Source organism: Cytobacillus sp. NCCP-133 (genome assembly GCF_026011715.1).
Taxonomy (GTDB): Bacteria; Bacillota; Bacilli; order Bacillales; family Cytobacillaceae; genus Cytobacillus.
This window is the reverse complement of the sequence record NZ_BRVM01000004.1, coordinates 183,741-203,285: the sequence shown is the minus strand read 5'-3', so window position 1 is coordinate 203,285 and position 19,545 is coordinate 183,741. Positions and strand designations below refer to the sequence as shown.

Annotated in this window: 19 protein-coding genes; 18 read left to right on the top strand and 1 reads right to left on the bottom strand. The window is 41.9% G+C overall.

The window, feature by feature from the left end; genetic code table 11:
* The first annotated feature begins 311 nt into the window (after positions 1–311).
* The 17 genes from NCCP133_RS08005 to spoVM all read left to right on the top strand — a co-directional run bounded on the left by NCCP133_RS08005 (position 312) and on the right by spoVM (position 18,417).
* Positions 312–2,990 carry a calcium-translocating P-type ATPase, SERCA-type gene (locus tag NCCP133_RS08005; RefSeq protein ID WP_264804400.1) on the top strand — a complete coding sequence of 893 codons (2,679 nt, stop codon included), beginning with the start codon at positions 312–314 and terminating at the stop codon, positions 2,988–2,990.
* A gap of 187 nt (positions 2,991–3,177) precedes the next feature.
* The gene (locus NCCP133_RS08000) at positions 3,178–4,050 is read left to right on the top strand and encodes a YicC/YloC family endoribonuclease (RefSeq protein ID WP_264804399.1); all 873 of its coding nucleotides are present in this window, start codon (positions 3,178–3,180) and stop codon (positions 4,048–4,050) included.
* A gap of 211 nt (positions 4,051–4,261) precedes the next feature.
* Entirely contained in the window at positions 4,262–4,525 is a 264-nt protein-coding gene (gene remA / locus NCCP133_RS07995) for an extracellular matrix/biofilm regulator RemA (RefSeq protein ID WP_026585597.1), read from the top strand.
* 10 nt (positions 4,526–4,535) lie between these two features.
* Positions 4,536–5,150, top strand: coding sequence for a guanylate kinase (gmk, locus tag NCCP133_RS07990; protein WP_264804410.1), 615 nt, complete (start codon positions 4,536–4,538; stop codon positions 5,148–5,150).
* Positions 5,151–5,152: 2 nt separating this feature from the next.
* Positions 5,153–5,374: a DNA-directed RNA polymerase subunit omega gene (gene rpoZ / locus NCCP133_RS07985; protein WP_264804398.1), complete on the top strand. Its 222-nt coding sequence runs from the start codon at positions 5,153–5,155 to the stop codon at positions 5,372–5,374.
* Between the two features lie 215 nt (positions 5,375–5,589).
* Positions 5,590–6,798: a bifunctional phosphopantothenoylcysteine decarboxylase/phosphopantothenate--cysteine ligase CoaBC gene (gene coaBC, locus NCCP133_RS07980; protein ID WP_264804397.1), complete on the top strand. Its 1,209-nt coding sequence runs from the start codon at positions 5,590–5,592 to the stop codon at positions 6,796–6,798.
* On the top strand, positions 6,795–9,209 hold the full coding sequence (priA, locus tag NCCP133_RS07975; protein WP_264804396.1) for a primosomal protein N': 2,415 nt from the start codon (positions 6,795–6,797) through the stop codon (positions 9,207–9,209). Before coaBC ends, priA begins: the two co-directional genes overlap by 4 nt.
* A gap of 77 nt (positions 9,210–9,286) precedes the next feature.
* Positions 9,287–9,772, top strand: coding sequence for a peptide deformylase (def, locus tag NCCP133_RS07970; protein WP_264804395.1), 486 nt, complete (start codon positions 9,287–9,289; stop codon positions 9,770–9,772).
* Positions 9,769–10,719 (top strand): methionyl-tRNA formyltransferase, encoded by a 951-nt coding sequence (gene fmt, locus NCCP133_RS07965; RefSeq protein WP_264804394.1) that lies wholly within the window; start codon positions 9,769–9,771, stop codon positions 10,717–10,719. Before def ends, fmt begins: the two co-directional genes overlap by 4 nt.
* A complete protein-coding gene (gene rsmB / locus NCCP133_RS07960) occupies positions 10,716–12,071 on the top strand; it encodes a 16S rRNA (cytosine(967)-C(5))-methyltransferase RsmB (protein WP_264804393.1) in 1,356 nt (451 codons plus the stop codon). The genes fmt and rsmB overlap by 4 nt, the downstream gene beginning before the upstream one ends.
* Positions 12,072–13,157: a 23S rRNA (adenine(2503)-C(2))-methyltransferase RlmN gene (gene rlmN, locus NCCP133_RS07955; RefSeq protein ID WP_264804392.1), complete on the top strand. Its 1,086-nt coding sequence runs from the start codon at positions 12,072–12,074 to the stop codon at positions 13,155–13,157.
* Positions 13,158–13,161: 4 nt separating this feature from the next.
* A complete protein-coding gene (locus NCCP133_RS07950; protein WP_264804391.1) occupies positions 13,162–13,911 on the top strand; it encodes a Stp1/IreP family PP2C-type Ser/Thr phosphatase in 750 nt (249 codons plus the stop codon).
* Between the two features lie 6 nt (positions 13,912–13,917).
* Positions 13,918–15,906 (top strand): Stk1 family PASTA domain-containing Ser/Thr kinase, encoded by a 1,989-nt coding sequence (gene pknB, locus NCCP133_RS07945; protein ID WP_264804390.1) that lies wholly within the window; start codon positions 13,918–13,920, stop codon positions 15,904–15,906.
* Positions 15,907–15,924: 18 nt separating this feature from the next.
* A complete protein-coding gene (gene rsgA / locus NCCP133_RS07940; RefSeq protein ID WP_264804389.1) occupies positions 15,925–16,806 on the top strand; it encodes a ribosome small subunit-dependent GTPase A in 882 nt (293 codons plus the stop codon).
* 3 nt (positions 16,807–16,809) lie between these two features.
* Positions 16,810–17,454, top strand: coding sequence for a ribulose-phosphate 3-epimerase (gene rpe, locus NCCP133_RS07935; protein ID WP_264804388.1), 645 nt, complete (start codon positions 16,810–16,812; stop codon positions 17,452–17,454).
* A gap of 79 nt (positions 17,455–17,533) precedes the next feature.
* Positions 17,534–18,178, top strand: coding sequence for a thiamine diphosphokinase (locus tag NCCP133_RS07930; protein WP_264804387.1), 645 nt, complete (start codon positions 17,534–17,536; stop codon positions 18,176–18,178).
* 158 nt (positions 18,179–18,336) lie between these two features.
* Positions 18,337–18,417: a stage V sporulation protein SpoVM gene (gene spoVM / locus NCCP133_RS07925; protein ID WP_019381739.1), complete on the top strand. Its 81-nt coding sequence runs from the start codon at positions 18,337–18,339 to the stop codon at positions 18,415–18,417.
* A 145-nt stretch (positions 18,418–18,562) separates the two neighbouring features.
* Here the strand turns inward: spoVM and rpmB are convergent, their stop codons facing one another.
* Positions 18,563–18,751, bottom strand: coding sequence for a 50S ribosomal protein L28 (gene rpmB, locus NCCP133_RS07920; protein WP_019381740.1), 189 nt, complete (start codon positions 18,749–18,751; stop codon positions 18,563–18,565).
* A 424-nt stretch (positions 18,752–19,175) separates the two neighbouring features.
* Here rpmB and NCCP133_RS07915 point away from each other — a divergent pair, with 424 nt between their 5' ends.
* The gene (locus NCCP133_RS07915) at positions 19,176–19,538 is read left to right on the top strand and encodes an Asp23/Gls24 family envelope stress response protein (protein WP_264804386.1); all 363 of its coding nucleotides are present in this window, start codon (positions 19,176–19,178) and stop codon (positions 19,536–19,538) included.
* The last annotated feature ends 7 nt before the right edge of the window (positions 19,539–19,545 follow it).

The following is a 19,545-nucleotide window of genomic DNA, read 5'->3' as shown; positions in this document are numbered from 1 at the left end:
AAAAAACAAAAACCCCGGATGAATATTTTCATACGGGGGTGTGAGTAATTGAATCATGTGTGTTTCTTATTAATAATAGCATTTTTTTGGACGGGGCTGAATAAGCTTTCTTTAGAGTGAGATTGGACAACTTTGCTTCACTTGAGTTTTTGCAGCAGAAGCAGGACGGTCCGCCGTCTGGCGGATTCTCTTTAATGTCTAGCAGTGAGCGCTGTTTATGGGAAAGACGCTTGTTTTTGAAGGGATATTTTTCTCATTCCAAGCCGCTCTCCGCTTTTCTCAAACCATAAAGGAGGAAGTGTGATGTCCGGATGAAGTTCCATGAAATGAATGAAAGAGAGGTCGAGCAAGCCTTAAATACAGATGTTAAGGCAGGCTTAACGGAGGATGATGTAAAGAAGCGGCGAAACCAATATGGCTATAATGAATTGAAAGAAGGAGAAAAGCAGTCGGCTTTGCTCTTATTTTTTAGTCAATTTAAAGATTTCATGGTCCTTGTCTTACTAGCCGCTACCTTGATTTCAGGGCTGCTTGGTGAATATATTGATGCAATCGCCATTATTGCCATTGTGGTTATAAATGGGTGTTTAGGCTTTTTTCAAGAAAGAAAAGCAGAAAAATCGCTGCACGCACTTAAGGAATTATCAGCCCCTCAAGTAATCACGCTCCGGGATTCGGAGTGGAAGAAGATCCCATCAAAAGATGTGGTGGTCGGCGATTTGATAAAATTTTCGACCGGAGACAGAATTGGGGCAGATGTAAGAATAGTAGAATCTAATAGCCTGGAAATAGAGGAATCGGCTTTGACAGGTGAATCTTTGCCTGTTGCCAAAACCACAGGTTCCTTGAAAACTGCCAATCTCGCAATAGGCGATATGGAAAATATGGCCTTTATGGGTACAATGGTTACCCGTGGATATGGATTGGGTGTTGTAGTAGGTACAGGCATGAATACAGCCATGGGTCAGATTGCAGATCTGCTTCAAAATGCGGAAACGATGGTAACACCTTTGCAGAGAAGACTGGAACAGCTCGGGAAAATCCTGATTACAGCTGCAATTTTATTAACAGTGCTTGTGGTGGTGGCTGGAGTTGCCCAGGGGCAGGAGCTCTATACTATGTTCCTTGCTGGTGTATCATTGGCTGTCGCAGCTATACCTGAGGGTCTGCCTGCCATCGTTACGGTCGCCCTATCTCTTGGTGTCCAGAGGATGATAAAGAAAAACGCAATCGTCAGAAAGCTCCCTGCTGTTGAAACACTTGGGTGCGCCTCTGTAATCTGTTCAGATAAAACAGGGACTATGACACAAAACAAAATGACAGTTACTCATCTCTGGAGCGGCGGCAAAGAGTGGAAAGTGGATGGAATAGGTTATGAGCCGCAAGGCCAATTCTACAGGAATGATAATCAAATTGAAGCTAAAAGAGATAAGGCGCTCCAGCAGATGCTCATGTTCGGTATGCTTTGCAACCACGCAGAAATACAGCATAAAAACAATGAGTTTGTAATCGATGGGGACCCGACTGAAGGAGCATTACTTGTAGCAGCTATGAAAGCAGGGTATAACCGGAGCAGTTTGTTAAACCAATTCAGGATTATTAATGAGTTTCCGTTTGATTCTATCCGCAAAATGATGAGCGTTGTTGTCAAGGACCATAATGGAAGACAATTCATAGTGACGAAAGGTGCGCCTGACGTTTTAGTCGGAAAAAGTGAAGCTGTTCTTTGGGATGGCAGGCGTCAAATCCTTTCAAGGGAGCTGTCAGGCGAAATCCAGGGAGCCATTGAAGATCTTGCTTCCCAGGCTTTAAGAACGATTGCAATCGGCTATAAGGAAATCCCATCAAAGAATGTCATATTAGATGAAAAAGAGGCAGAACAGGGACTAACTTTCATTGGCCTCCAGGGAATGATTGATCCTCCTAGGCCAGAAGTCAGAGAAGCAGTCAAGGAATGCAAGGAAGCCGGCATAAAGACTGTTATGATTACTGGCGATCATGTGATTACAGCCCAGGCGATTGCGAAGCAGTTAGGTATATTAACAAAGGGTTCTAAAGTTCTTCAGGGAAAAGACCTTGCCGAGATGACTGTGGAAGATCTGGAAAATGTAGTTGAGGATGTAGCTGTTTTTGCAAGGGTTTCACCTGAGCATAAACTTAAAATTGTTAAGGCACTTCAAAATAGAGGGCATATCGTGGCCATGACAGGTGATGGAGTCAATGATGCACCTGCCATTAAAGCTGCGGACATTGGCATTTCAATGGGCATTACCGGTACAGATGTGGCAAAAGAGGCATCCGCTCTTGTGCTGCTTGACGATAATTTTGCTACGATTAAAGCAGCTATAAAAGAGGGAAGAAATATTTACGAAAATATCCGTAAATTTATCAGATATTTGCTTGCTTCAAATGTGGGAGAGATTTTGGTTATGCTTTTCGCCATGCTGCTGGCTCTTCCACTGCCATTAGTACCAATCCAAATCCTCTGGGTGAATCTAGTTACTGATGGGCTGCCTGCCATGGCGCTTGGACTCGACCAGCCGGAAGAAAATGTAATGAAGCGAAAGCCAAGAAGCCTGAAGGAAGGTGTATTTTCAAGAGGGCTGGGCAGGAAGGTAATCTCTCGGGGGTTTTTAATCGGACTAGTAACGCTTTTGGCATTTATTTTTGCTTTTAAAGCTAATCCTGATCATCTTGCATACGCGCAAACAGTTGCTTTTGCTACATTGGTCATGGCACAGCTGATCCATGTATTTGATTGCAGAAGTGAAAAGTCCGTATTCTCAAGGAACCCTTTTGGCAATAAATATTTGGTCTGGGCTGTTATTTCGTCCCTGGCATTAGTCCTTGTGGTAATCTACTATCCGCCGCTGCAGCCAATTTTCCATACCGTACCAATTGAATTGCATGACTGGTGGATGATAATAGGTCTTTCAGCAATTCCAACATTTTTGCTGGCCGGTACATTTTTGGCAAGAAAAACAAAATAAAATGTGTTATAATCCTAAAGGTGGTAGAGAAGGCTCTATTACCTTTCTTTTTTGCGCAAAAATATAAATTAATCTTTAACTATAGACTGCACAGTCAACATGCCTTCATAGACTTTTGTATTTTACAATGCAGGCAAAAACGTTTGAAAAAGGAAGCTGTACTTATCCCAAAAGGAAGTGTAAGAAAATGGTTGTAAGTATGACTGGCTTTGGCAGGAGCAAGAAGGATTCGGGGCAATTTTCCATTACTGTCGAAATTAAGACAGTAAACCATCGTTTTTCCGAGTTTCATATGCGTATGCCAAGACAACTGATGCAAATGGAAGATAAAATAAAGAAGAAGATTGGCCAGTATATCAGAAGAGGAAGAGCAGAAGTTTACATTACAATTGAAGGTGCTGGCTCGGTCAGCCGGAAAGTATATGTTGACTGGAAACTTTTAGATGAATATTATCAATACATAACGGCAATTAAAACAAAATACAGTATCCAAAATGATTTATCGATCCGGGATGTTATTCGGGAGGAACTGATCAACATTGAGGAAAAGGAGTCAGGCAATGAGGAGCTCCGCAAGCTAGTCCTTTCAGCTGCTGAAGAAGCATGCATGCATTTAACACAGATGCGGGAAGCTGAAGGGCTTGAATTGGCAAAAGATGTCCATCTCCACCTTGGCCATTTAAGCAAAAGAATAATCATTCTGAGAGAGCTCGCTCCAAAAGTTGTACAGCTTTACCAGGAAAGGCTAGAAAAACGAGTAAAAGAATACCTTGAGGGTCAGGTTGATGAACCGCGAATCTTAACAGAAGCTGCAGTGTTTGCGGATAAATCGGACATAAATGAGGAGTTGACCAGGCTGCAAAGCCACCTTGGGCAATTTGAAAAAACGCTTAAGCTCACAGAGCCTGCTGGAAGGAAACTTGACTTTATTTTGCAGGAAATGAATCGGGAAGCCAATACAATCGGCTCCAAGGCGAATGATGCAGCAATTGCAGCCGAAGTGGTTGAAATAAAGAGTTTATTGGAAAAAATGAAAGAACAAATTCAAAATATTGAATAGCAGTTGTTTAGATTGCGGCTCTGGGGGTCAAAATAAAGTGAATCTTCCATTAGTGGTTTTTTTTTCATCCTCCGCTGATGGTAGATAAACCAACCGGGCCTTTAAGGGCAGTTAATACCACCAACTTATCCTCAATCGATTTTTCCAAGTATTGAAGTGGAGGATTACTGCCCGTTAATCTGTGATTAATAACTGATGATTGGAGGACCCAATGTCAATTAAACTGATTAATATCGGCTTTGGCAATATTGTATCTGCCAACCGGATCATTTCTATAGTAAGTCCCGAATCCGCCCCAATTAAAAGGATTATTCAGGATGCACGCGACCGTGGCTCTTTAATTGATGCGACATATGGGAGACGCACCCGGGCTGTTATCGTTATGGACAGCGACCATGTCATTTTGTCTGCAGTGCAGCCGGAAACTGTTGCCCATCGATTAAATGACCGCGATGAAATTATTGAGGAAGGGTAGGATGGTAAAAATGAAAGAAAAAGGGTTATTGATTGTTCTATCCGGCCCCTCAGGTGTAGGAAAAGGAACAGTAAGAAAAGAAATATTTTCGCAGCCGGACACTTCTTTCGAATACTCTATTTCCATGACAACAAGAGCTCCCAGAGAGGGAGAAGTGGATGGGATAGATTATTTTTTCAAAACCCGCCAGGAGTTTGAAGAGCTGATCCAGCAGGATAGATTGCTGGAGTATGCTGAGTTTGTCGGCAACTATTATGGTACTCCGGTTGATTATGTAAGGGAAACGCTAGACCGCGGAAAAGATGTCTTCCTTGAAATCGAAGTGCAGGGTGCCCGCCAGGTTCGAGAGAAGTTCCCTGATGGATTATTTATTTTCCTTGTACCTCCAAGCTTATCGGAGCTAAAAAACCGTATTGTCACAAGAGGGACAGAAACAGAAGAGATTATAAATAATCGAATGACTGTAGCAAAAGAAGAAATCGAAATGATGAACCTCTATGATTATGTCGTGGAAAATGATCAAATCGATCTTGCCTGCGAAAGAATAAAATCAATTGTCGTTGCTGAACATTGCCGCAGGGAGCGAGTAGAGCCAAAATATATCAGAATGCTGGAGGTAGAATAAATATGCTTTATCCATCAATTGATTCTTTAATGACGAAAATCGATTCGAAATATTCACTTGTTTCTGTAGCTGCAAAGCGTGCGAGAAAGCTGCAATTGCACGCAGCGCCGCAGCTTGAAAGCTACAAATCACATAAAAATGTCGGCAAAGCTTTGGAAGAAATTAATGCTGATCAGCTTCATTATCGTTTAGGAGATAAAAAGGCCAAGGAATCATATGAGTAAAATTGCTGAATAACAACCTTACTAAAGGTTGTTATTTTTGTTTCTATGAATGTTAATTGAGCTTTCCGGTTTTAAAAGATGAAAATTAACAGTTCTTCTTGCATAATAAAATTATCATGATTTTCTTATTTCATTGAAATGCAATTTAAGTAAATGTACTGGTTTAATAAATTGTAAAGAAGAATTATTTTAGCTTAGATTGGTGGGGTCAATATATGCTGACAAGCAAAAAAATATTACTGTGCGTTACAGGAGGAATAGCGGTTTACAAAGCTGCAGCATTAACGAGCAAGCTAACCCAGGGGGGAGCGGAAGTTAAAGTCATATTAAGTGACTCTGCTGCAAAGTTTGTAACTCCGTTAACATTTCAGGCATTGTCCAGAAATGATGTCTACACTGATACATTTGATGAAAAAGATTCAAAGGTGATCGCCCATATCGACCTGCCGGATTGGGCAGATTTGATTCTTGTTGCACCGGCTACGGCTAATGTTATTGGCAAGCTTGCAAACGGAATTGCTGATAATATGATTACAACTGCCCTGCTGGCTGCAACGGCTCCTATTTGGATTGCTCCTGCCATGAATGTGCATATGTATAGCCATCCGTCAGTCCAGAAAAATATTGAAACTTTATACAGCTTCGGCTGCAGATTCATTGAGCCTTCTGAAGGTTATCTTGCCTGTGGGTATGTTGGAAAGGGCAGACTCGAAGATCCGGAGAAAATTGCAGAGACTATCAGTCTGTTTTTCAGTAAAGCCAAGAAGCATTTAGCAGGCAAAAAAGTGGTCATTACAGCAGGTCCTACCCGGGAAAAAATAGATCCGGTCCGTTACATTACAAACCATTCCACTGGAAAAATGGGCTATGCCATTGCAGAAGAAGCCATTTCTGCAGGTGCTGAGGTTGTGCTTATTTCCGGCCCTGTTTCGATTAAACCTCCTGCTGCCGCTAAACTGATAAAAGTTGTAAGTGCCGAAGAAATGTACCAGGCTGCAATTAAAGAATTTGAAGATGCTGATCTTGTTATCAAGACTGCTGCAGTATCGGATTACCGGCCAAAAGTGAGCCATACCCAAAAAATGAAAAAGCAGCCGGGAGACGAATTGTTGGAGCTGGAAAGGACAAAAGATATTCTATTCGAATTGGGTCAAAAAAAGAAGGGCCAAATTTTAATCGGATTCGCTGCTGAGACCGAACGAGTCGATGAATATGCACAGGGGAAACTTAAAAAGAAAAATGCCGATATGATCGTTGCCAATAATGTGACTTCAGATGGAGCCGGATTTGGGACCGACACAAATATTGTTACCTTTTTTAAAAAGGATGGGACTTCAGAGGAACTTCCGCTTATGTCAAAAAAAGACGTTGCTGCAAAAATTCTGAAGGAAGCTGCGATATTATTAAAGGATGAACAAAAATGAATATTGCCAGTGTCATTGTCGATGTGCCTGCAAAACAAACAGATCGTGCATATGATTATAAAATACCTGCTCGTCTGGCTGGCCTTATTCAGCCTGGCATGCGTGTCGTTGTTCCGTTCGGCCCTAGAAAAATCCAGGGTTTTGTGATTGGGTTAAAAACAGATTCAGATTTTGAACAATTAAAATCAATTGTTGAACCGATGGATTTAAACCCTGTGCTCAATCAGGAACTTTTAACCCTGGGAGATTGGATGACAGAAAAAACATTATGCTATAAAATATCAGCCTATCAGGCAATGCTGCCAGCAGCCTTAAAGGCTAAATATGAAAAGAAGTTAGTACTAACGGATAAAGCAGACCGCAGTATGTTTTCAGAAGAAGCTGGCATTCTTTTTCAAAATACCGATGCAATCACGTGGGATGATGCTGTTAAGGATGGTGCTCTGTCTCAATTGCAGAGAGAGGCAGCCAATGGCAATATTGAGATTGTCTATCAAGTAAAAGAACGTGTGAAAAAGAAAAAAATAAAGCAGGTCTTTCTTGCTGCAGAACGGAATGATCTGGCCGATTATATTGAAAAGCTTCCTGGAAATGCAACTAAGCAAAAAGAGGTTCTTGAATACTTCCTTATTAAGGATGGTCCGATTGAACAAAAGGAACTATTTGCTTTGCTTGGAATAACCACTTCAACGATTAAAGGGCTTATCCAAAGAGGGCTGCTTGGCCAAAAAGATGTGGAAATTTACCGAAATCCCTTTGGAAACCGGGAATTTGAAAGAACAGAGCCGCTGCCTTTAACGGAAGAGCAAAGACAAGCGATTACTCCTATCCTTCATTCCATCGAAAATCATAGGTATGAAACCTTTTTACTTTATGGGGTGACAGGAAGCGGGAAAACAGAGGTGTACCTCCAATCCATTCAAAGAGTACTTCAGGAAGGAAAAGAAGCGATCGTATTGGTTCCTGAAATTTCTTTAACCCCGCAAATGGTCAGACGCTTTAAAGGAAGATTTGGCGATCAAGTAGCTGTTTTGCACAGCGGCCTGTCTGCGGGGGAAAAATATGATGAGTGGAGAAAGATTCAAAGAAAAGAAGTAAAAGTGGTGGTCGGTGCCAGGTCCGCGGTCTTTGCTCCTTTTGAAAATCTTGGAATTATCATTATTGATGAGGAGCACGAGACAAGCTATAAGCAGGAGGAAAACCCAAGATATCATGCAAGGGATGTAGCCATCAAAAGAGCACAAACACATAAATGCCAGGTGGTGCTAGGCAGTGCAACCCCTTCGCTAGAGTCATTCGCAAGGGCTCAAAAGGGAGTTTACCAACTTCTTGCACTAGCTAAAAGAATGAACAATCAGGCGTTGCCATCCGTTGAGATAATTGATATGAGAGAAGAGCTCCGGGAGGGCAACCGTTCGATGTTTTCCAGGCTGCTGCTGGATAAGATAAGAGATCGCCTGGAAAAGAATGAGCAAATTGTCTTATTCCTTAATAAAAGAGGACATTCCTCTTTTGTTATGTGCAGAGATTGCGGTTACGTTATTACTTGCCCGCATTGTGATATATCTTTAACTTACCATCGGTTTAGCCAGCAAATGAAATGCCATTACTGCGGGTATGAATCATTTGTTCCAAATATATGTCCTGAATGCAAAAGTGAGCATATCCGCTATTTCGGAACTGGGACACAAAAGGTAGAAGAAGAAGTGGCAAAAGTATTGCCGGAAGCCAAAGTGATTAGGATGGATGTTGATACAACCAGCAGAAAAGGAGCTCACGAAAAGCTTCTTGATCAATTTCAGGAAGGCCGTGCGGATATTCTTTTAGGCACTCAAATGATAGCAAAGGGGCTTGATTTTCCTAATATTACACTAGTAGGGGTCCTCTCGGCTGATACCATGCTCCACCTTCCGGATTTTCGCTCCTCTGAAAAGACTTTTCAGCTTTTGACGCAGGTAAGCGGTCGCGCAGGGAGACATGAATTGGAGGGTGAGGTTATCGTACAGACCTATACTCCGGAACATTACAGTATTGAGCTGGCAGGAGAGCAGAATTACGACAAGTTTTATGAGAGAGAAATGATGGTCCGCAAAATCCATAGATATCCTCCTTTCTATTACATTTCCCTTGTCACCGTCAGCCATGAGGAATTAATGAAGGCTGTTTCCGTTACTGAGAAGATAACAAAGTTTATTCAATCAAGGCTGTCAGCGGAGAGTATTGTACTTGGGCCGGTTGCATCACCAATCCCCCGGATCAATAATAGATATCGCTATCAATGTCTGATAAAATACAAGCGGGAACCAGAGCTGGGCCAGGTACTTAAGAAAATTCTTGATAATTATCAGCAGGAAATAGCCACTGGTGGCCTTGCCATTTCAATGGACCTGAATCCGTATATATTAATGTAAAGGCTTTTTTAGGGTTAATCATGGTTATGAATAAATGAAAATTGGTTGAAAATAGATAAAAATGGAGGAAATATATTTTGGCTGTAAAAAAAATAGTAACTTACCCGGCTGAAATTCTTGAAGAAGAATGCGAACCCGTTCAGGTTTTTGATAAGAAGCTGGGCAAATTATTAAACGATATGTATGATACAATGGTTGAATTTGATGGTGTCGGCCTTGCTGCTCCGCAAATTGGGCTTGCCAAGAAGATCGCCATTGTTGATATAGATGATGAAATTGAAACAATTGAACTGATAAATCCGGAAGTCCTTGAAACTAAAGGAGAACAGACAGGACCGGAGGGGTGTTTGAGTTTTCCTGGCTTGTATGGAGAAGTAATAAGGCCTGGTTATGTAAAAATAAAGGCTCAGGATCGCAAAGGGAAATTCTATACGCTTGAAGCAGAAGACTTTTTGGCCAGAGCCATCCTGCATGAAATTGATCATCTGCATGGAGTTTTATTTACATCAAAAGTGACCAAATATTTGAATGAAGATGAGTTGGAAGGACTGGAAGCTGAATGACAAAGATTGTATTTATGGGAACACCCGATTTTTCTGTACCAGTATTGCAGCAAATTTTAAAGGACGGCTATGAAGTGATTGGAGTTGTCACACAGCCAGACAGACCGGTGGGGAGAAAGAAAACTCTTACCCCTCCACCTGTTAAAGTGGAAGCTGAAAAACAGGGTATTCCTGTATTTCAACCTGAGAAAATCCGCCAGCCGGATGAACTGGAAAAAATTCTTTCGCTCAAGCCTGACCTGGTTGTTACGGCTGCTTTTGGACAAATTCTGCCAAAAGAACTTCTGGAAGCCCCAAAATATGGCTGCATCAATGTTCACGCGTCGCTTCTTCCAGAGCTTCGCGGCGGGGCACCGATCCATTATTCCATTTTACAGGGGAAGGATAAGACAGGGATTACAATCATGTATATGGCCGAGAAGCTTGATGCCGGTGATATTTTAACACAGGCAGAAGTCTCTATTACTGAAAAGGATACTGTTGGCACACTTCATGATAAGCTTAGCGCTGCAGGTTCCGAGCTTCTATCCGAAACGCTCCCAAAGCTTCTGAATGGGGAACTGACCCCTATAAAACAAAACGATGAGGAAGCCACTTTTGCCTATAATATTAAACGTGAACAGGAAAAGATTGACTGGGGCAAAACAGGCGAGGAAATATACAACCATATAAGAGGATTAAATCCATGGCCTGTTGCATATACGACATTTGATGGAAACGTAATGAAGGTTTGGAGCTCAGAAAAGGTACAATCATCCGGCAGCGGGGCACCAGGTACCATCATCAGCCTTCAAGAAACCGGCTTAGTGGTTTCAACCGGAAATGATACAGCGATTAAAATTACGGAGCTGCAGCCTTCCGGCAAGAAAAAAATGCCTGCGGAACAATTTCTAAGAGGGGCAGGCGCCCATCTTACAGCCGGCGACCGTCTAGGAGACAGCGAATGAAGAAGCAAGATAATAAAAATGTCAGAGAAGCTGCATTAGATTTGTTGGAGACGATTGAGAAAAATCAGTCCTACAGCAACCTTTTACTGAATAATGCCATAAAGAAGAATGAAATCAGCCAAAAGGATATAGGCCTGCTTACAGAATTAACATATGGCACGCTTCAACGGCGGATGACCCTTGATTTTTATTTGATACCTTTTTTAAAAGGAAATAAAAAAGTTGAAAGCTGGGTAAAGCAGCTGTTAAGACTGACCCTTTATCAGATGGTTTACCTGGATAAGATCCCAGACCGTGCAGCCATTTTTGAGGCAGTAGAAATTGCGAAAAGGCGAGGCCATAAGGGGATTTCCGGCATGGTTAACGGTGTGCTGAGAAATATTCAGAGGCAAGGGCTTCCTTCCCTCGAACAAATTGGAGATCCGGTTGAGCGCCTTTCGATCGAGACTAGCCATCCATTATGGCTTGTAAAAAGATGGGTCGGACAGCTCGGCTTCGAAGAGGCAATGAAAATGTGTGAAATCAATTTGACTGCTTCTTTGCAGACAGCAAGAGTTAATGTGGTAAAAGGAACCAGGGAGGAATGTTTATCTCTTCTCGAAAAAGAAGGTTTCGAAGTAGAAGCAAGCCCCTTTATCCCGGTAGCCATAAAATGTTTAAGAGGCAATTTGGCTAATTCCCAGGCTTTTAAAGATGGATTGATTACCATTCAGGATGAAAGTTCCATGCTGGTTGCCTATGCACTTGGCGGAAGTCAGAATGAAACTGTGCTGGATGCCTGTGCAGCACCTGGAGGAAAATCAACACACATTGCTGAAACGCTGCAAAATACCGGACAGGTAATCTCATTGGATCTTCACGAGCATAAAGTTAAACTAATTAATGATAATGCTGCGAGACTGGGACTGACTAATATAAAGACGAATGCACTTGACAGCAGAAAAGTCCAAGAGCATTATGAAAAAGAATCTTTTGACCGCATCTTAGTGGATGCTCCGTGTTCCGGCCTCGGTGTGATGAGAAGAAAGCCGGATATGAAATATACCAAGAAGGAAGAAGATTTATTCCACCTCCATAAGGTTCAAAGAAATCTTTTGGCTGCCGTTTCGCCTTTGCTGAAAAAAGGTGGTATTCTAGTTTATAGTACATGTACAGTGGACAAGGAAGAAAACGAGCATGTTGTGCAATCGTTTTTAAAGGAAAATGCGGACTTTGAAGGGGACACTTCTGTCAGGGAGCGGATGCCAAAGGCAATCGCTCCATTTATAGACGGGTTTGAACTTCAAATTTTACCGCAGGATATAGGTTCGGACGGGTTTTACATTTCCTGTCTGAGAAAGAAGGTGCAATAAATGGAACAAACAGCAACTGAGAAAAAGTCAACAGCCGGACAAAAACCATCCATTTATACTCTACAGCTGCATGAGTTAAAAAACTGGCTTAAAGAAAATAATGAGAAAGCTTTCCGTGCAGAGCAAATTTTTGATTGGCTATATACGAAAAGAGTCACTTCTTTCGAAGGAATGACAAATTTGTCAAAAAGCTTAAGGGATATATTGTCAGTGAATTTCTCGCTTACAACTCTTAAAACTATTATTCAGCAGGAATCAGCAGACGGGACAATAAAATTCCTTTTTGAGCTTCACGACGGCTATTCAATTGAAACGGTGTTGATGAGGCATGAATATGGTAATTCAGTTTGTGTCACAACCCAAGTAGGCTGCCGGATTGGCTGTACTTTCTGCGCTTCCACTTTAGGCGGATTAAAACGCAACCTGGAAGCAGGAGAAATCGTTGCTCAGGTCGTAAAAGTACAACAGGCACTTGATGAAACAAATGAACGAGTCAGCTCGGTTGTCATCATGGGCATTGGCGAGCCTTTTGACAACTATGACCACATGCTTTCGTTCTTAAAAATAATCAACCATGACAAGGGCCTAAATATCGGTGCGCGCCATATTACCGTCTCAACAAGCGGAATCATTCCTAAAATTTATAAATTTGCGGATGAAAACATGCAGATAAATTTTGCCATTTCCCTGCATGCTCCGAATACAGAAATCAGAAGCCGCCTGATGCCAATCAACCGTGCTTATAAGTTGCCTGATTTAATGGACTCCATCAGGTATTATGTTAATAATACAGGAAGGCGCGTCAGTTTTGAGTATGGATTGTTCGGCGGTGTAAATGACCAGGCTGAGCATGCAGAGGAGCTGGCTGAGCTGATCAAAGATATTAAATGCCACGTAAACTTGATTCCGGTAAACTATGTGCCAGAAAGAGATTATGTGAGGACACCGAAAGATCAAATCTTCGCATTTGAAAAAACATTAAAGAAAAACGGCATTAATGTAACGATTCGCCGCGAGCACGGTCATGATATTGATGCAGCATGTGGACAACTTCGTGCAAAGGAGCGAAAAGAGGAGACGAGGTGACAGAATGAAAGCTGTTTTTATGACAGACCGTGGAAAAGTCAGACAGCATAATGAAGATAATGGCGGAATCTACATGAACAGCAGCGGGCAGCGCCTTGCCATCGTCGCAGATGGCATGGGCGGCCACCGCGCCGGTGATGTAGCCAGTGAAATGACCATAGCAAGATTAAAAGGATTTTGGGAAACGACTGATGAAATCAAGACTGCAGAAGAAGCCGAAGAATGGCTGAAGCGGCATATTGAACAGGTAAACAAGATTCTTTTTGAACATTCAAAAGAAAATGCGGAATGTGAAGGTATGGGAACTACCGTAGTTGCTGCCATCTGTACGGACCGATTCTCAACGGTTGCTAATATAGGAGACAGCCGCTGTTATATCCTTAATGAATTAGGTTTCCAGCAGCTGACTGAGGACCATTCCCTAGTGAACGAACTTGTGCGCTCAGGGCAAATTACGAAAGAAGATGCCGAGCATCATCCCCGGAAAAATGTCCTTCTCAGGGCGTTAGGCACTGAGTCATCAGTTGAAATGGATATCAAAACCATCACCTTCGAAGAAGACGACCTGTTATTGCTATGCTCTGATGGCCTATCCAACAAAGTCAATGTTTCTGAAATGGATGATATTCTAAAGAGCGGCAGAACCTTGGAAGCGAAAGCCCAGGTGCTAACTGAAAAGGCTAATCAAAATGGCGGCGAAGATAACATAACGCTCGTAATTGTCGAGTTTGATGATGGCAGTGAGAGCGGGTGATAAAATATGATTAAAGGCAGAAGAATAAGCGGGCGCTATAAGATTCTTGATATGATTGGCGGAGGGGGCATGGCTAATGTCTACCTGGCACATGATATGATCCTGGACCGCGATGTAGCTGTTAAAGTACTACGGCTGGACTTTGCCGAAGATGAAGAATTTATCCGCCGATTCCATCGTGAAGCCCAATCTGCTACTAGCTTAACCCACCCGAACATTGTAAGCATCTATGACGTTGGCGAAGAAGATTCCATTTATTATATTGTGATGGAATATGTTGATGGCCAAACTTTAAAGCAATACATACAGCAAAACAGCCCGGTGGAAATTGAGGAAGCCCTTGAGATTATGAAACAGCTGACTTCGGCTATCTCTCATGCACATCAGAACCATATTATCCACCGGGATATTAAACCGCATAATATATTAATAGACAGACAAGGGAATGTTAAAATCACGGACTTTGGCATTGCTATGGCTCTTAGTGCGACCAGCATTACCCAGACTAATTCTGTGCTCGGATCCGTTCATTATCTTTCACCTGAACAGGCCCGTGGAGGAATGGCCAACAGAAAGTCGGATATCTATTCCCTTGGAATCGTTATGTTTGAGCTTTTGACTGGCAGGCTGCCGTTTTCCGGTGAGTCCGCCGTATCAATTGCGCTTAAACATCTGCAATCAGAGACACCTTCCCTGAAAAGGTGGAACTCATCCATACCACAGAGTGTTGAAAATATTGTATTAAAAGCAACAGCAAAAGACCCTTTTCACCGGTATGATACGGTGGATGGAATGGAAGAGGATATAAGAACCGCACTGGATCCGGAGAGGCTTCATGAAGAAAAATTCATGGTTCCGATTGATGATGATGCCACAAAAGCTATACCCGTCATAACAAACGATAAGCCATATCAAAATATGGATGAAACGCTTGTTCATTCAAAAGACCCAAAAGCTGATACTCAGCCGATTGCAAAACCGGATCCAGAAAAGAAGAAAAAACAAAAGAAGAAGGAAAAGAAAAAAAAGAAATGGCCAATTATTTTGGTTTCGGTATTCCTAACATTAATAGCATTAGCTGTTCTAACCATAACTGTCCTTCCAGACCTGCTTGAACCGAAGGATGTAGAGGTTCCTGATGTTTCAGGAAAAGAAGTAGAAGATGCAGTGGCCGAACTTGTTGCTGCAGGTTTTCCTGTTGATGAGACCCTCAAAATCAGTGATCCTGAAATAGAAGAAGGCCACGTGGTTAAAACGGACCCGAAAGCGGGAAGAACCGTAAAAGCAGGAACTACTATAGACATTTATGAAAGCTCTGGCAAGGAAAAGTTTGAGCTTTCCAATTATGAGGGCCGCCAATATGATGAAGTATTCCGGTTGCTTGAAGGCAAAAAATTTAAAAACATAGAAAAAACAGAAGAAAATAATGAAAGTGAGCCGGCAGGAACGATTCTGGATCAAAATTTTTCAGAAGGAGATCTTGTTGTGCCAGAGGAAACCGAGCTTGTATTTACCGTCAGCAAAGGGCCGGCTCCAATCCAATTGAAAGATTTGCGCGGCTATAACGAAAAAGGGCTTCAGGAATACGAAGAGTCGTCAGGGCTAAATGTAGAATATGGCGATGAAGAGTTTCATGATGAAGTACCTGAAGGACTAGTCATCAACCAGGATCCTGCTCCGGGGACAAACCTGGCTAAAGGACAGAAAGTAACGGTGGTTCTTTCAAAAGGGAAGGAAGAACTTCCGCCTAAAACGGTTAACTTAGAACTGAGTGTGCCATATAAACCTGCTGAAGAAGGGGCACCAAATGAAGTACAAATATACATTAAGGATATGAACAATCCTGATTCATCACCGGTGCATACTGAGCTCATATATGAAGATACGGTCATAACGATTGATGTACAGATTGCTCCTGGACAGAAAGCTGCTTATGCTATCATGCGTGATGGCCAGGTTATTGAACAAAAAGATGTATCCTACCCAGAAGAATGATATATAAGGAGGGCTGCTATGCCTGAAGGCAAAATTATAAAAGCCTTAAGCGGGTTTTATTATGTATTATGCGGTGATGAAACGATCCAATGCCGCGGACGCGGGGTTTTCCGCAAAAATAAGGTTACTCCGCTTGTCGGAGATGAGGTTGTATTCCAAGCTGAAAATAATATTGAAGGCTATATTTTGGAAGTGAAGGACCGGAAAAACGAATTGATCCGTCCTCCGATTGCAAATGTAGATCAGGCTATTCTAGTGTTTTCAGCAGTGGAACCCGGCTTCAGCAGCTCGCTATTGGACAGGTTCCTTGTGCTGGTTGAATTCAACCACATTAAGCCAATCATTTGCATAACCAAAATCGATCTTACTAATGAAGAGGAATATAAAAAAATTCAGCAATATGCATCAGATTACCGGCAAGCGGGATATGATGTCCTGCTTGCTTCCTCTGAGACAGAAGAGGGCGTAAAGGATTTAATGCCATATCTGGAAGGTGAAATTTCTGTATTTGCCGGACAGTCCGGGGTTGGAAAATCCTCACTACTAAATGTTTTAAGGCCGGATTTGGAGCTTAAGACCAATGATATTTCGTCACATTTGGGCAGGGGAAAGCATACGACCAGGCATGTTGAGCTTATTGAGGTAGGCAAGGGCCTTGTTGCCGATACTCCAGGGTTTAGTTCCCTTGAATTTACAGATATTGAAATGGAGGACCTGAATTTTTGTTTTCCCGAAATTCAGGCGAAGAGCGAAGAATGCAAATTCAGAGGCTGCCTGCATATGGCCGAACCGAAATGCGCTGTGAAAGCAGCAAGTGAAACTGGTGAAATTCCTTTGTATAGATATGAACACTACAAAGCATTTCTACAGGAAATAAAAGACAGAAAGCCGAGGTATTAATTTATGGTTAAAATCGCACCTTCCATTTTATCAGCGAACTTTTCTAAACTGGGAGAAGAGATTAAAGATGTAGAGCGCGGAGGAGCCGATTATATCCATGTGGATGTAATGGATGGCCATTTTGTACCGAATATTACGATTGGCCCTTTAATTGTAGATGCGATTCGCCCAGTTACTAAGCTTCCTTTGGATGTCCACCTGATGATTGAAAATCCGGATGACTATATCGAGGCCTTTGTAAATGCAGGGGCCGACTATATTACAGTCCATGTTGAAGCATGCAGACATTTGCATAGAACCGTACATTATATTAAATCTCTTGGAATAAAAGCAGGTGTGGTCCTTAACCCGGCTACCCCGGTAAGTTCAATAGTGCATATCATAGAGGATATAGACATGGTTCTGCTGATGTCTGTTAATCCCGGTTTTGGCGGGCAAAAATTTATTCCTTCAGTTCTATCAAAAATTGCAGCCGTTAAAAAGATGGCCGAATTAAAAGGGCTGGAGCTTGAAATCGAAGTGGACGGCGGCGTTAACAAAGAAACCTCGAAGCAATGTATTGAAGCAGGTGCTACAGTATTGGTTGCAGGTTCAGCAATCTATAATCAATCTGACAGAACTGAGGCCATTGCTGCTTTAAAAGGTTAATAATGAAAAAGCCAGCTGTTCATCAGCTGGCTTTTTCATCATTTTATAGCTAAAGGCTTATAATTGGAGTGAACTATAAATGAAGATTAATATTCTAGCTGGAGGCCCGGCGAATCTTATACCGGAGCTCTTGCCCTACCGAAATGATGGTATGTGGATCGGTGTAGATAGAGGAGTTTTGACCCTTATTCAAAATGATATCCAGCCGGATTTGGCATTTGGTGACTTTGATTCTGTCACGACGGAAGAACTTGCACTGATTGAAGAAAAAGTAACAGAGCTTAACAGGTTTATGCCGGAAAAAGATGAGACTGATATGGAGCTTGCATTGAATTGGGCGCTAGAGCAGAATGCAGATAGGATCCGTTTGTTCGGTGCGACTGGGGGAAGGCTTGACCATTTATTTGCCAATATTCAGCTTCTGATCAAGCCAGTCTTATTGGATATGGCGGTATTAATCGAGATTATTGACAAAAAGAACATAATTTATGTTAAGTCGTCAGGCGAGTACACAATACAGGAAATTAAAGACTTTAAATATTTTTCTTTTATCCCGGTTACCATGGAAGTGAAAGGTCTTACGCTCAAGAATTTCAAGTATCCGCTCAAAAATCATACAGTACCTATCGGGTCTACGCTGTGTATTAGTAATGAACTTATTGAGGATTATGGTACTTTTTCTTTCACTGAAGGCATATTAATGGTTGTAAGAAGCAAGGATTAACAAAAGCGGAAGGCGGAAGCTGGGCATCTGTCTATGTTGAAATTGCTTTCTAATCATTTTGGTAATCATGAGTACTTATCTTTCATTAATTGAATAAGATAGTGAGGACGATCGAAGAACAGAATGGATGCGTAAGATCGTGAGGAGGGACACGAGTAATGAGATTCTATACCATTAAACTTCCGAAATTTTTAGGCGGCATTGTGCGTGCCATGCTAGGAACCTTCAAAAAGGGCTAACCCCATACATTTTAAAAACAGATTACTGCAGTTATCAGAGATAAACTGGGCACCTCTCCTCGGGGTGCTTTTATTTTTTGCGAATTTGGGGAGTAAATTTGCAAAAAATAAAAAGGACATCCAATAAAGGATGTCCCTGCGCAGATTAAACGCGTTCTACTTTACCTGATTTAAGTGCTCTTGCAGAAACCCAAACGCGTTTAGGCTTGCCGTCTACAAGAATACGTACCTTTTGAAGGTTAGCACCCCAAGTACGCTTGTTAGCGTTCATTGCGTGAGAACGTGCGTTACCTGAAGTTGTTTTTTTACCAGTTACAACACATTTGCGTGGCATGTATGTTTCCCTCCTTACTATACCAAAGCTGAAACTATTTTTCATGCTTTCATTTGCAATAATCAGATTCATCCATCTGAATTAATGTGAAAAATCCAATTCGGATTTCGACATTAAAAGATACTTTAATAATTTATCACACAACCCTTCTGATTGCAATAGTTTGCTTTCAAGAAAATTCCCTTGACATAGGGGCAGGGGACATGCGTTATAATAGAGATGGGGAAGTATGACTTTCAAATTCACAGACCATATAGTAAAATGTCATAAGATATGCTTTAAGCTTTGGAGTTAGAAAGATAGCTGTCAAGCTGAACTTAGCAGGTTTGCCTTAGCGGCAGGTTTAAAGGAACGCCAGCACTCCCGTAAGCAGGAGTGTTTGAAGAAGCTTTTTAAAAAGCAATTTCCAAAGGGGGAACGAAACATGTCCATCGAACTAAAAACTAATTTCGGGCAAATTGATATCTCAAATGACGTAATTGCAACAATCGCAGGCGGTGCAGCAGTTGACTGCTACGGCATTGTAGGTATGGCCTCAAAAAATCAAATTAAAGACGGCCTTACAGATATTCTTCGTAAAGAAAATTTCACCCGCGGCGTGATTGTCCGCCAGGAACAAGATGAAGTACATATCGACATGTATATTATTGTTAGTTACGGAACGAAAATTTCAGAGGTTGCCCACAACGTGCAATCGAAAGTAAAATATACCCTTGATAAAACCGTGGGGCTTAGCACTGACTCAGTTAATATTTATGTTCAGGGAGTTCGAGTAACGAACCCGTAGTGAGGAG

Bases quoted from the DNA above. Each gene is read 5' to 3' on its own strand.
- rpmB (WP_019381740.1), bottom strand. From the start codon at position 18,751: ATGCCACGCAAATGTGTTGTAACTGGTAAAAAAACAACTTCAGGTAAC.
- NCCP133_RS07930 (WP_264804387.1), top strand. From the start codon at position 17,534: ATGAAGATTAATATTCTAGCTGGAGGCCCGGCGAATCTTATACCGGAG.
- NCCP133_RS07915 (WP_264804386.1), top strand. From the start codon at position 19,176: ATGTCCATCGAACTAAAAACTAATTTCGGGCAAATTGATATCTCAAAT.
- spoVM (WP_019381739.1), top strand. From the start codon at position 18,337: ATGAGATTCTATACCATTAAACTTCCGAAATTTTTAGGCGGCATTGTG.
- rpe (WP_264804388.1), top strand. From the start codon at position 16,810: ATGGTTAAAATCGCACCTTCCATTTTATCAGCGAACTTTTCTAAACTG.
- coaBC (WP_264804397.1), top strand. From the start codon at position 5,590: ATGCTGACAAGCAAAAAAATATTACTGTGCGTTACAGGAGGAATAGCG.
- rsmB (WP_264804393.1), top strand. From the start codon at position 10,716: ATGAAGAAGCAAGATAATAAAAATGTCAGAGAAGCTGCATTAGATTTG.
- pknB (WP_264804390.1), top strand. From the start codon at position 13,918: ATGATTAAAGGCAGAAGAATAAGCGGGCGCTATAAGATTCTTGATATG.
- rsgA (WP_264804389.1), top strand. From the start codon at position 15,925: ATGCCTGAAGGCAAAATTATAAAAGCCTTAAGCGGGTTTTATTATGTA.
- NCCP133_RS08000 (WP_264804399.1), top strand. From the start codon at position 3,178: ATGGTTGTAAGTATGACTGGCTTTGGCAGGAGCAAGAAGGATTCGGGG.
- NCCP133_RS08005 (WP_264804400.1), top strand. From the start codon at position 312: ATGAAGTTCCATGAAATGAATGAAAGAGAGGTCGAGCAAGCCTTAAAT.
- remA (WP_026585597.1), top strand. From the start codon at position 4,262: ATGTCAATTAAACTGATTAATATCGGCTTTGGCAATATTGTATCTGCC.
- rlmN (WP_264804392.1), top strand. From the start codon at position 12,072: ATGGAACAAACAGCAACTGAGAAAAAGTCAACAGCCGGACAAAAACCA.
- rpoZ (WP_264804398.1), top strand. From the start codon at position 5,153: ATGCTTTATCCATCAATTGATTCTTTAATGACGAAAATCGATTCGAAA.
- priA (WP_264804396.1), top strand. From the start codon at position 6,795: ATGAATATTGCCAGTGTCATTGTCGATGTGCCTGCAAAACAAACAGAT.
- gmk (WP_264804410.1), top strand. From the start codon at position 4,536: ATGAAAGAAAAAGGGTTATTGATTGTTCTATCCGGCCCCTCAGGTGTA.
- fmt (WP_264804394.1), top strand. From the start codon at position 9,769: ATGACAAAGATTGTATTTATGGGAACACCCGATTTTTCTGTACCAGTA.
- NCCP133_RS07950 (WP_264804391.1), top strand. From the start codon at position 13,162: ATGAAAGCTGTTTTTATGACAGACCGTGGAAAAGTCAGACAGCATAAT.